General features: G+C 63.8%; 16 protein-coding genes. 12 read left to right on the top strand and 4 right to left on the bottom strand.

Annotated elements, in window-relative coordinates; genetic code table 11:
* Window positions 1–2,132, top strand: a 2,132-nt coding sequence (locus IEV82_RS22175; RefSeq protein ID WP_188484277.1) for a PA14 domain-containing protein, incomplete at its 5' end; no start/stop codon positions are given.
* 156 nt (window positions 2,133–2,288) lie between these two features.
* Here IEV82_RS22175 and IEV82_RS22170 read toward each other — a convergent pair.
* Both IEV82_RS22170 and IEV82_RS22165 read right to left on the bottom strand, forming a co-directional pair.
* Entirely contained in the window at window positions 2,289–2,453 is a 165-nt protein-coding gene (locus tag IEV82_RS22170) for a hypothetical protein (protein WP_188484276.1), read from the bottom strand.
* A gap of 51 nt (window positions 2,454–2,504) precedes the next feature.
* The gene (locus IEV82_RS22165) at window positions 2,505–3,002 is read right to left on the bottom strand and encodes a hypothetical protein (protein ID WP_188484275.1); all 498 of its coding nucleotides are present in this window, start codon (window positions 3,000–3,002) and stop codon (window positions 2,505–2,507) included.
* Window positions 3,003–3,114: 112 nt separating this feature from the next.
* Here IEV82_RS22165 and IEV82_RS22160 point away from each other — a divergent pair, with 112 nt between their 5' ends.
* Window positions 3,115–3,507, top strand: a complete 393-nt coding sequence (locus IEV82_RS22160; protein ID WP_188484274.1) for a hypothetical protein — start codon at window positions 3,115–3,117, stop codon at window positions 3,505–3,507.
* Window positions 3,504–4,139 carry an SEL1-like repeat protein gene (locus IEV82_RS22155; protein ID WP_188484273.1) on the top strand — a complete coding sequence of 212 codons (636 nt, stop codon included), beginning with the start codon at window positions 3,504–3,506 and terminating at the stop codon, window positions 4,137–4,139. The genes IEV82_RS22160 and IEV82_RS22155 overlap by 4 nt, the downstream gene beginning before the upstream one ends.
* A gap of 94 nt (window positions 4,140–4,233) precedes the next feature.
* Here the strand turns inward: IEV82_RS22155 and IEV82_RS22150 are convergent, their stop codons facing one another.
* A complete protein-coding gene (locus IEV82_RS22150) occupies window positions 4,234–4,425 on the bottom strand; it encodes a hypothetical protein (protein ID WP_188484272.1) in 192 nt (63 codons plus the stop codon).
* Between the two features lie 136 nt (window positions 4,426–4,561).
* On the bottom strand, window positions 4,562–4,978 hold the full coding sequence (locus IEV82_RS22145; RefSeq protein WP_188484271.1) for a hypothetical protein: 417 nt from the start codon (window positions 4,976–4,978) through the stop codon (window positions 4,562–4,564).
* A 125-nt stretch (window positions 4,979–5,103) separates the two neighbouring features.
* Here IEV82_RS22145 and flgB point away from each other — a divergent pair, with 125 nt between their 5' ends.
* The 9 genes from flgB (at window position 5,104) to IEV82_RS22100 (ending at window position 11,666) form a co-directional block, all read left to right on the top strand.
* Entirely contained in the window at window positions 5,104–5,490 is a 387-nt protein-coding gene (gene flgB, locus IEV82_RS22140) for a flagellar basal body rod protein FlgB (protein ID WP_188484270.1), read from the top strand.
* Window positions 5,491–5,493: 3 nt separating this feature from the next.
* A complete protein-coding gene (flgC, locus tag IEV82_RS22135; RefSeq protein WP_188484269.1) occupies window positions 5,494–5,907 on the top strand; it encodes a flagellar basal body rod protein FlgC in 414 nt (137 codons plus the stop codon).
* 13 nt (window positions 5,908–5,920) lie between these two features.
* Window positions 5,921–6,583 carry a flagellar hook assembly protein FlgD gene (locus tag IEV82_RS22130; protein WP_188484268.1) on the top strand — a complete coding sequence of 221 codons (663 nt, stop codon included), beginning with the start codon at window positions 5,921–5,923 and terminating at the stop codon, window positions 6,581–6,583.
* A gap of 31 nt (window positions 6,584–6,614) precedes the next feature.
* Window positions 6,615–7,874 (top strand): flagellar hook protein FlgE, encoded by a 1,260-nt coding sequence (locus IEV82_RS22125; protein WP_188484267.1) that lies wholly within the window; start codon window positions 6,615–6,617, stop codon window positions 7,872–7,874.
* Between the two features lie 39 nt (window positions 7,875–7,913).
* Window positions 7,914–8,675: a flagellar hook-basal body complex protein gene (locus IEV82_RS22120; RefSeq protein ID WP_188484266.1), complete on the top strand. Its 762-nt coding sequence runs from the start codon at window positions 7,914–7,916 to the stop codon at window positions 8,673–8,675.
* Between the two features lie 81 nt (window positions 8,676–8,756).
* A complete protein-coding gene (flgG, locus tag IEV82_RS22115) occupies window positions 8,757–9,545 on the top strand; it encodes a flagellar basal-body rod protein FlgG (protein ID WP_188484280.1) in 789 nt (262 codons plus the stop codon).
* 13 nt (window positions 9,546–9,558) lie between these two features.
* On the top strand, window positions 9,559–10,221 hold the full coding sequence (locus IEV82_RS22110) for a flagellar basal body L-ring protein FlgH (RefSeq protein ID WP_188484265.1): 663 nt from the start codon (window positions 9,559–9,561) through the stop codon (window positions 10,219–10,221).
* A gap of 10 nt (window positions 10,222–10,231) precedes the next feature.
* The gene (locus tag IEV82_RS22105; protein WP_188484264.1) at window positions 10,232–11,344 is read left to right on the top strand and encodes a flagellar basal body P-ring protein FlgI; all 1,113 of its coding nucleotides are present in this window, start codon (window positions 10,232–10,234) and stop codon (window positions 11,342–11,344) included.
* A gap of 13 nt (window positions 11,345–11,357) precedes the next feature.
* On the top strand, window positions 11,358–11,666 hold the full coding sequence (locus tag IEV82_RS22100) for a rod-binding protein (protein WP_188484263.1): 309 nt from the start codon (window positions 11,358–11,360) through the stop codon (window positions 11,664–11,666).
* Window positions 11,667–11,669 lie beyond the last annotated feature (3 nt).

Genomic DNA, 11,669 nt, shown 5'->3' with positions numbered 1-11,669 from the left:
GCGGCACGCTCTTCAACGTCTTCGTCGATGTCTCCGAACCCAGCCAATGGGGCAGCTGGGGCTCGCTGCGCCACCTGCAGGACAGCACCGCGCGCCACGACGCGGTGGAACGCTTCATGGACAGCCATCCCGCACCCGCCACGATGAAGGACGGGGTCTGGGACAACGGCGCGTTCGAGTTCGGTCCCGTGCCGGAACCCACCCCGCAAGACGACGACACACCGGTCGTCACCCCCCAGCCGCGCCCCGTATCACAGCCCCGGCCAGAACCCGAGCTGACGCCTGAACAGCCCGCCCAGGCTGGCTTCAATGTCGAGTTCTACGCTGTGGAAGAGGGCACGGAGCGGCTGAGCCAGATCACCTTCGACACCCCCATCCACAGCATGGTTGTGAACAGAATCAACGAAAGGGCTGATGACGGATCGTTCTGGAATGGTGGTCCAGCGGATTTCTTTGCCGGTCGTTACACAGGTGTTCTCACCATCCGGGAAGCGGGTGTCTATACCTTTGCAACCCTGTCCGATGACGGAACCATTCTTTATGTGAATGGTCAAAGTGTTGTTGATAATGACGGACTGCATGCTGAGGTCCTCATGCAGAACGAGATCTACCTTGAGGCAGGTCAGCACGATATCCAGCTTGATTACTTCGAGCATAACGGCGGTGCGTCCTTGGCATTGGGGTATGGTGGCCCTGACACGGGTGGCCAGATGGTCATCATGGATGGGACCGTCGTCACCCCCCAGCCGCGTCCCGAATCCCAGCCGCAGCCCACACCCGGGCCAACGCCTGAACAGCCCGCCCAGGCTGGCTTCAATGTCGACTTCTACGCTGTGGAAGAGGGCACGGAGCGGCTGAGCCAGATCAGCTTCGACACCCCCATCCACAGCATGGTTGTGAACAGCATCAACGAAAATGATGACGATGGATCGTTCTGGGATGGTGGTCCAGCGGATTTCTTTGCCGGTCGGTACACAGGTGTTCTCACCATCCGGGAAGCGGGTGTCTATACCTTTGCAACCCTGTCCGATGATGGAACCATTCTTTATGTGAATGGTCAAAATGTTGTTGATAATGACGGGCTGCATGCTGAGGTCCTCATGCAGAACGAGATCTACCTTGAGGCGGGTCAGCACGATATCCAGCTTGATTACTTCGAGCATAACGGCGGTGCGTCCGTGGCATTGGGGTATGGTGGCCCAGACACTGGCGGCCAGATGGTCATCATGGACGGGACCGTCGTCACGCCCCAGCCGCGTCCTGAACCCCAGCCCCAACCGCAGACCAACCTCGCGCCTGTAGCGGCTGTCACCGAGAGCGCTGGCGAGACAGCTCAGAGCGCCAGCCGGATCGAGCAGGACGAGGCTGCCCAGGAGATCGAGCTGAGCGGCTCGCAGTCCAGCTACACGCTGCGCATCTCCGACGGCAGCCTTGTCATCGAGGACCGGCGACCGGGTGGCGAAGGGCAACGCAGTGTGAGCGCGGAGGATCGTCTCGATTTTGCCGATGCGGGGATCGATCTGGACCTCTTCGACGGCATGGCGCGTCTTGAAGGCGATGCCATGGCAGCGCTGACCGAGCTTTACATCGCCTATTTCAACCGCGCCCCCGATGCGGTGGGGCTTTACTTCTGGGGCAACCAGCTTGCCGACGGGATGAGTCTCCGCGAGATCGCGGGCCATTTCTTCGACCAGGACGAAACCCGTGCGCTCTATGGCGAGGTCGCGGATCTCTCGGACTTCGTCGAGGCGGTCTACCAGAACGTGCTGGGCCGGTCACCGGACGCCTCCGGTCTCGGGTTCTGGCTGGACCTTCTGGAAGACAACCCGGAGATCACGCCGCCGACCTTCATCCAGGAGATCCTCGCCGGTGCCAAGGCCGAAACCGGCAGCCCTGCCGATGCCGCCTACCTGGCGAACAAGGTGCTGCTGGGCGGGCATTTCGCGGTGGCCCGCGGCATGTCCGACGTGGACGAGGCCCGTATGGTGATGGCGCAGTTCGACGGATCCGAAGCCAGCCTTGCCGAAGGTCTCGCACAGAGCGAAGCCTTCTACGCAGATGCTCTGTCCGCCGTGGATGGCGACTTCCTGATCCAGCTTGTCGGGTTTGGTGGGGATATGGCCCTGTTCTGACACAAGCCATCACACCCCCTGCCCGGTATCGCTGGGCAGGGGGCACCGACCCTACCGGGCGCGGGCATGAAGATCGTGAGGGATGGAAGGGATGAGCGGATCGCTAGATCCGCGTGTCGCGCCCCGCCCGGACCCGGGCAGGGCACCAGTGCCGTTTTACTGCATCCGCAGCGGCGCGAGTTTCGAACGCAAAAGCTGCAGAACGCCGAAGATCTGCTTGCGGCGGGGGCGGCCGGTTTCGTCACAGATGACGAATTCCACGGCAAGGTTGTTCAGGTCTGTGCCCGGTGTGGGCGGGTAGGTTTGAATGAGCGGGTCCATGGGTCTGCCTTCGTCTGGATTACGCAAGGCAAGCTGCAAGAACTCTGCCAATTACGGCACCAGCGCCCAATCCAGGATCAGCACTTCGAGAATATCCGGCGGCGCGCCCATGGCGGCCAGATTGGCGTTCATCGCGACCTGCAGGGACGGGGGCAGAACCTTGTAGAGCTGCACCGGATCCGCCCCGGCACCGGTGGTGTCGATGGCATCGAGGATGGCGGTCGCGAGATTGGCGAGAACGGCATCCGGATTGTCCTGCAATGTTTTCTCCAGCGCCCGGTCCGCCGTTTGCGGCAGCGCCGCACCCAGCAGCACGTTGAGCCGTCCGCCGTTTGCGGGCAGGCTCACCGTGACCGGGCTGAGGAAGGCGTGGTACATGCGGGACGGTGGCGCTGCCTCGACCGGTTCGGCAGGGGCCTGGTCCGGTTCGGGGGGCACGACGACCGGCTGCGTCACCGCCAGGACGCTGGCCACCAGCATGCCAAGAGGCAGGGCCAGCGTGGGCAGGAGGAACGACAGGGTCGTTCTGGAAGGGCGCAACATCCGCATGAAGATACCCCAGCAAGAACCACGCCATCCGGGGCTAACACTCTGACGCGCTGCGCCGTTATACCGACATGACCCTCGTTTTTCCGATCCGTGGCAATCGCAGGATTTCCGTATGACCCTGACAGGTTCGAGACTGTTTTCCGGTGTGTTTTCCCGCCTGTCCGGGCGAGGGCCGCAGCCAAGGACGAGCGTGCCGCCGTCGGATTTCGCCCTTGTGCGCCACAGCACCCACCTGCAGGACATCGCACGGGTCGAACGGCATCTGCCGGAAATCCTCGGGCGGGCGCTGGCCCGGGCCTGGATCGACGCGGAGTTCAGCGACACGCTGCGCGCCGATCCCAAGGGGCTTCTGGCGCATTACAACGTCTACCTGCCGACGACGGTGAGCATCGAGCTTGAAACCACCGAGACCCAGCGCCAGCGCATCGTGGTCTACGAGAACCGCCAGCACGGCGAACGGCGTCGGGTCATGTATCTCCAGCTTGTCATGCTGGCGGGCAAATGAGGTGCTGCGCGATCCTCACCGGGCTGCTGCTGGCTCTTGCCACGGGGGGGCAGGCGGCTCCGAAGCCTGATTTCGCCACCGCGGTGCAGCTGGCCGAGGCCGGGCGCACCGCCGAGGCCGTGTCGATCTTCAGGCAGTTGTCGCAGGATGGTGACCCGGTGGCCCAGGTCAACCTCGCGGTGATGCAGGCGCTGGGGCGGGGTGTGCCGCAGGATGACGTGACCGCCGCCTATTGGGCGTGGCGCGCGCGGTTCGCCGGAGAGGCGCGGGCCATCGATCTGTCCGACCATCTTCTGTCACGCCTGACCGACCCTGCGCGCACCCGTCTGGCCGACCGGCTCGAGGCGGATCTGCAGGCGCTGGCCGCCGACGGAGAGGTGACGGCATTCCTGTCGCTGGGCCGTGTGGCGCTGGAGCTGCGCAGCCCGTCACAGGATCCCAGGGCGTTGGAATGGTTTGCGCTGGCCGCCGCCTTCGAGGTGCCTGACGCCGCAGTTCTGCGCGATGCCGTCGCGTTGCGGCTGGAGCCCGCTGCGCGCCTCATGGCGCAGGACAAGACGTTGCAGGCCTTCGAGGAATGGTGCGCCACGCTTCCCGTCGATGCCCGGCTGGCGACCTGCCCTGTGGGGTGATCCCCGCAGGGGGCCAGGCATTTTCCCGGTTCACGAAAAAAGAAACCCGGTCCACGAGGGACCGGGCTTCTGAGGCTGCTAGGACTAGGAGAGATTATCCGATCAGGGCGAAGAGACCCGTGATGATCCAGTACCACATGGCCATTCCAAGTGTGGCCATCGGGATGATCCACCACCCACTCGGCAGGGCCGGTGCATGAATTGGGGCTGTCGATGCAGACCGGTGAGCGATCGGGGCGATCGTCTGCGAGCGAGCAAAGTCGTTCGGATGCCGGATCACGCTCATTGTACTGCCTCCTTGGGCGGGTGGATAACCTCTTCACACTCCCATGCAGAGGCCCGAAATCAAAGCGGGCAAAGGGTATCGAGAGATCGCAAAAGAGAAGTCCTGTATCCAAAGATAGAGAACGGGCGACCCCCCCTCAGTCTTTGGAAAAGAAATCATCGTCATCGTCGTCACCGCTGCCACCCAGACCCTGCATCATCATCGCCAGCGCCCCGCCTTCGAGATCCATGCTGACCAGTTTGCCCGTCTTGGCCGGGGCCTTCTTGGGCGCTTCCACCGGTTCGGGTTCCGGCTCCGGGACGATCTCGATCACCGGCTCGGGCGGCTCTTCCACCGGGGTCTGCAGCGCCTGCAACGCTTCCTGCAAGAGCCGCACCCGCAGGCGCATGGCGATGACACGCTGGCGTGGGCATCGGGCGTTGGCATGGGCCTCCTTTGCGAGCGGCAGGCTGTCCTGCACCGGCAGCGCCAACAGGCGGCTCAGCACCCGGCTCAGGCTGCGCGGCAATGTCAGGGGCTTGAACGCGGCGGCGCGCGCTGTGCTGTCGGGCATGGGTTTTCCTTTCCTCATCCGGGTTGGCACTGGACTTGCAGAGTTGGGGCACGGTCCCGTGGCTCTTGCCTGCAAGGACCGGACCAACCGCGGTGCAGACCGCCGAACCAGATGGAGCTTGCGCAATGCCGGATACGTTTCGCAATCACCTGAATGTCTTTGCCAGCGCGCTGACCCTGCGGGAACAGCGCGGTGAAATGCTGGCCTCCAACATCGCCAATGCGGCGACCCCGGGCTTCAAGGCGCGGGACGTTGATTTCCAGAGCGTGCTGAACGGCAGGCTGGGCCATGGTCCGATGACCGTCAGCAATGCCCGCCATTTCGCTCATGCCGGGCCCGGTGCGGACCAGCCCGGCTACCGGGTGCCCACCAACCCGTCGCTGGACGGCAACACCGTGGAGCTCGCCGTGGAGCAGATGGAATTCGCCGAGAACAGCCTGCGCTACCAGACCAGCCTGACCCTGCTGAACCGCCGGATCTCGGGGCTGACCACCGCCATCAAGGGAGAATGACGCGTGACGGTCAAGAACATCTTCGATGTCGCCAGCAGCGCCATGTCGGCGCAGATGACGCGTCTCAACACGATCTCGTCGAACATGGCCAATGCGGATGCGGTCAGTGCCACGCGCGATGGCGCGTTCCGTCCCATGCGCCCGGTCTTCGAGACGGTCTATTCCGACCAGATGGGGCGTGACGGTCTCTCCACTGCCCGCGTCCGCGATGTCGTGTCGCTGGACCGCGAACCGATCAAGAGCTTCCGTCCCGATCATCCCCTCGCGGATGAGGAGGGCTATGTCTTTGAATCGACGGTCAATTCAGACGAGGAAATGGTCGAGATGCTCGAGGCCAGCCGTCAATATCAGAACATTCTCGAAACCGTCTCGACGCTGCGCACGCTGATGGCGCGCACCGTCAAGATGGGCCAGTAGGAAAGGCCGTGTCATGACCGAAACAACCGCGCTGACCGGGGCAGGGCCGACCTATCTGCCGAACACCTCGACCAAGGCCTCATCGGACAATCTGGGGCAGAAGGATTTCCTGACCCTGATGGCGGCCCAGTTGCAGAACCAGGATCCCTTTGCACCGATGGAAAACGGCGAGTTCCTCGCGCAGATGGCGCAGTTCTCGACGGTGTCGGGGCTGGAGACCGTCAACCAGACGCTTGCCGGGATCAGCGACCAGATCGGCGGCAACCGCATTGCCACCGCCTCGTCGCTGATGGGCCAGCATGTGCTGGTGCCGGGCACCACCGCCCGACCCGATGCCGAAGGCAGCATCCACGGCGTCGCCGATCTGCCCGAGGCGGCCAGCGCCGTCACCGTGCTCTACAGCCATGCCCGGACCGGAGAAGAGCTGCACCGCCAGGAGATGGGCGCGCAGCCCGCCGGCCTGATGGGCTTTGACTGGAGCAGCCTGCCCGACAGTCTGGTGCAGTCCCGCGATGCGGTCCGGGTGACCGTGACGACCGATGGTCCCGCGCCTGCGTCGCCCTTTGTCTATGCCCGTGTCGTGGGGGTGCAATTGCCCCAGGACGGCGAGAACCTGACGCTGGATGTCGAGGATTACGGTCTGCGCAGCAGTCTCGAAATCACCTCGATCCGCTGATCCCCACCCCTGTCTCTGAAGGAGCCCGCATATGGCTTTGTACACCGCCCTTTCGGGTCTGAACGCCGCCCAGACCGACATTTCCGTCACCTCCAACAACATCGCCAATGTCGGCACGATCGGCTTTCACGGCAGCCGTGCTGAATTCTCGGACATCTATACGAACTCGCCCTACAGCCGCCCGGCCTCGCAGGTCGGTCAGGGTGTCGTGACCTCGCGCATCGGTGTCGATTTCTCGCAAGGATCGCTCCGGGCGACCGGCAATGTGCTGGACCTGTCGATCCAGGGGCCGGGGTTCTTTCAGGTCCGCACCGGGGCCGAGGACGACGCCAAGCTCGCCTATACCCGCGCCGGTGCCTTCGGCATGAACGTGGACGGCTATGTCACCAACGCCACCGGGCATCACATGATGGTCTATCCCACCGCCGCCGACGGGGCGCGGCTCGGCACAACCGAAACGCAGCTTTTGCAGATCCCGCAACAAAGCGGCACGCCGCGCGCGACCACCTCTGTCGATTTGGGAATGCGCCTGTCGGTCACCGATAACGGTGCGCAAGGCACCCAGGCGGCGGTGCCCGCCGCTCCTTTCGATCCGGCGGATGACACGAGCTTCGCCCATTCGACCTCGGTGCCGTTTTTTGACGAGACCGGCGTGGCGGTTCCGGCCCGTGCCTATTTCATCCTGGCAGATGCACCGGATGCGGCCGATCCCAGCATTTCCTACAGTGTGCAGTTCGTCGTCGATGGCGAGACCGCCACACCGGCCGATCCCGCCGCGGTGCTGTCCTTCGACGGGAACGGGGTTCAGACCGGCGGTCTGGATGCCATGACATTTGATCTGCCCACCGGTCCCATCTCTTTGAACCTCGCCAATTCCGAGGTGACACGGGGGGCGTTCGGGGTTCTTTCGGTCAACCATGATGGCCGCAGCCTGGAAAGCCTCGCATCGCTCGAGGTCAGGGATGACGGCAATGTCTGGGCCAGCTACGGCGCTGAACCGGCGGTGTCGCTGGGGCAGATCGTTGTCGGCAATTTCAACGACCTTCAGGGGCTCACGAGCATCGGCGGGGCGACGTACCTCGAATCCCGCGTTTCGGGTGCCGTGCGTCTGGGTGGTGCTGGCGAAAGCGGCTTCGGCCTGATCCGGTCCGGCTCGATCGAGCAGGCCAATGTCGATCTGACCGAAGAGCTGGTGAACCTGATCATGGCACAGCGCAATTACCAGGCCTCGGCCAAGGCGCTCGAGACCAATGGCAAGCTCTCCGAGACCGTCATGAACATCCGGTCCTGACGCCTGACCTGATCTGACCCGCTCTGACCGGAGACCCCCATGGACCGCCTGATCTATACCGCGCTCAACGCGCTGGCCGTCAACCGCGACAGCCAGGTGACGCAGGCGCAGAACCTCGCCAACCAGATGGTGCCGGGGTTCCGGCGCGATCTGCCCAACGAGGGAGAGACCTTCTATCTCAACATGCCGGGCAGCATGGTGCCCAAGGCGTTCAATCTCGAAAAGGGGCAGGCCGGCTTTTCGAACCAGTTGGGGCTGCTCAACCGCACCGATGAAGAGCTTGACGTGGCCATTGCAGATCAGGGCTATTTCTATGTCCAGCCCGAACAGGGTGATCCGGCGCTGTCGCGGCGCGGTGACCTGCGCCGGGATGTGGACGGCACGCTGCGCAACGGCGCGGGCGAGGCCATGCTCGGACCCGATCTGGCCCCGATCCAGCTGCCGGAATACCGCAATGTGCGGATCACCGATATCGGCGAGATCTTCATCGAACCGCTGGATGCGGTGGGGGGTGAGGCGGTGCTGGCCGGGGTTCTGGCCACGGTCCTCCCGGCCGAGGACCTGAAACTGACCAAGGGGCTCGACGGGCAGATCCGTCCGGTCGATGGCCCGCTGCCACCACCCGATCAACGCGCCGAGGTGCTGCAGGGCACGCTCGAAGGAAGCAATGTCAACCCGGTCGAAGAGCTGCTGTCCTCGATGGAGATGCAGCGCCAGTTCGAACTGGGCATGCGGATGGTAATGACGGCGCGCGACATCGACGAAGGGGGCGCGCGGGTTCTGCAGGCGCCCGAAGGCTAAACTCGCAGATCGGACAATCGGCGGCTTCTGGCACGGGGCTTGCAGCATGTGGGACAGCAGTCTCCATGAAAGGCAATGCCGATGTCCTCGAACGTGATGCAGGTGGCCAAGACCGGCCTCAATGCGCAACAGGCCCGGATCCAGACGATTTCGAACAACCTCGCCAACGTCAACACGACGGGGTTCAAGCGGGACCGTGCCAATTTCGAATCCCTGCTCTACCAGACCTGGCGTCCGGCAGGATCGCAGACATCCGAGGCCACGGCGCAGACCTCGCCCACGACGCTGGGCACCGGGGTGCGCCTGGTCAGCACCGAAAAGATGTACACCCAGGGCAGCCTGACCACGACCGACAACGCGCTGGACATGGCGATCGACGGCAAGGGGTTCTTTCAGGTCCTGATGCCCGACGGGCGCATCGGCTATACCCGCAACGGCACGTTCTCGCAGAATGCCGAAGGGGTGCTGACCACCAGCAGCGGCTATGTCGTTCAGCCCGAGATCCAGATCCCTGCGGAAGCCATGAGCATTTCGATCTCGCGCGATGGCATCATCAGCGTGACCCTGCCCGATGCGGTCGAACCCCAGGAGGCGGGCCAGCTGACGCTGGCACAGTTCACCAACCCGCGTGGGCTCGAGCCGGTGGGTGAAACCCTCGTGGTCGAGACCACGGCAAGCGGCGCACCTGTCATCGGCGCACCATTGGCGGACGGGGCGGGCAGCCTTGTTCAGGGCGCGCTCGAAACCTCCAACGTGAACGTGGTTCAGGAACTGGTGGAGATGATCGAGGCGCAGCGCGCCTACGAGATCAACTCGCGCTCGATTTCGGCCTCCGACGAGATGATGAGCTATCTCGCCAACAAACTGTAAGTGATAGAAAAAAATGTATAAAATCGCATATGCCTTGGCTCTGCTGGGTGTTCTTGCCGGGTGTTCCAGCCAGATCGAAGAGGCCGAGAGCGACCTTTACGCGCCGGCCTTCCCGGTCGGGGAGGTGGCTCAGGACCGGCTGATGCCGACGGGCGGGATCTATTCGACCTCCTCCAAGGGGCTTTTCGCCTCGGACCGCCGCGCGGCACAGGTGGGTGATATCCTGACGGTGGATTTCAGCGAACGCTTTGCCGCCAGCAAGTCGCAGGCCTCGGGCTCCAGCAAGAGCGACAGTTTCGAGGTCGATATCCCCGACGTGGTGTCCTTCGGTTTTGACGACACGCGGCTTACCGGCGGCACCTCGCGCAGCTTTTCCGGCAATGGAAATGCCTCGCAGTCCAATTCCCTGACAGGCCGGGTGTCGGTGTCGGTGACGCGCATCCTGCCCGGCGGCAATCTCGAGATCGTCGGCCAGAAGAAACTGACCCTGAACAACGGGCAGGAATATATCCGTCTGCGCGGCCTTGTGCGCCCCGAAGATATCTCTGCCGACAACGTGGTGCGGTCCGACCGGATCGCCCATGCCGAGATCAAGTATGTGGGGGCCGGGGATATCGCGGATTCCTCGAAAAAGGGCTGGCTCAGCCGTGCGCTCGACACTGTCGCGCCGTTCTGAGGAGACAGCGATGATCCGCATCCTTGCCCTGCTGCTGTGCCTCTGGCCCTCGCTGTCCCTGGCGGACCGTCTCAAGGACATCGTCGATGTGGCGGGGGTCCGGTCGAACCCGCTGGTGGGCTATGGGCTTGTCGTCGGTCTTTCGGGGTCGGGCGATGGCAATCTCGGGCTGACGCGGCAATCGCTGCAATCCATCATGTCCCGTCTGGGTCTTGAGGTGAACGCCAATGACCTCGACGCCAAGAACGTGGCCGCCGTCATGGTGACCGCCGAACTGCCGCCCTTTCTCAAGCCGGGCCAGGTTCTGGATGTCACCGTGTCTACTTCGGGCAAGGCCAAGTCGCTTCAGGGCGGGATGCTGTTGATGACGCCGCTGATGGGCGCGGATGGCGAGGTCTACGCGATTGCCCAGGGCAGTCTGGTGGTCGGCGGTCTGGGGGTCGAGGGTGGTGACGGATCCTCGGTCGTCGTCAACATACCCACGGTGGGGCGCATTCCGCGCGGTGCCACGGTCGAGCGCATGGTCGACACGGCCTTTCTGGAAAGCGAGTATTTCGTGCTCAACCTGGGCCGTCCGGATTTCTCGACGGCCGGTATGGTTGCCGATGCGATCAACGGGCAATTCGGTGAAGGCGTTGCGGTGGCGCTCGATGGCAGTTCGGTGCGGGTGCGTGCCCCTGCCGATCCCGGCGCGCGGGTGCCCTTCATGGGGATGCTCGAACAGATCGAGGTCGAACCGGCCCAACCCCCGGCACAGGTGGTGGTGAATTCCCGCACCGGCACCGTGGTGATCGGCGGCACTGTCCGGGTCACCCCCACGGCGATTTCGCACGGAACGCTGACAGTGCGGGTGAACGAGAATTTCGACGTGGCTCAGGGCGCCACGGTGGTGAACGGCGAAAACGGCAACGTGGTCGTGCCCGGTGAACCGGTGGTGCTGCCCGATACCGAGATCGATGTGGCGGAAGAGACCAACCCCGCCTTTGTCTTTGATCCGGGTGTGTCGCTGTCCTCGCTGGTCGATGCGATCAACGCGGTGGGTGTCAGCGCATCGGATCTCGTGTCGATCCTCGAGGCCTTGCACAGCATCGGTGCCCTGCGCGCCGAGTTGATCATCATCTGACCGGGAGCGCACCATGACAGACCTGTCCGTGACATCCGCCCCCATTCGTCTGACCCCCACAGGGGATGCCGCCGCGCAGCGTTCGGAACAGCGGCTGCGGTCTGCCTCGGAAGGGTTCGAGGCCCTTTTCGTGACCCAGATCCTAAAATCGGCGCGCAGCACGTCGTTGGGTCCATCGTTACTGGACAGTTCCGCAACGGACAACGTGCAGTCGATGCTGGATTCGAAGCTGGCCGAGGTTTCTGCGGGGCGCGCGGGGCTTGGGCTTGCAGAGGCGATCTATCGCCAGTTCTCGGCCCATCTGGAAACATCCGGGGAGTAAGAC

Source organism: Marivita lacus (assembly GCF_014637725.1).
Taxonomy (GTDB): Bacteria; Pseudomonadota; Alphaproteobacteria; order Rhodobacterales; family Rhodobacteraceae; genus Marivita; species Marivita lacus.
Note: the sequence above shows the minus strand (reverse complement) of the source record. Positions and strands in the feature narration are given on the sequence as shown.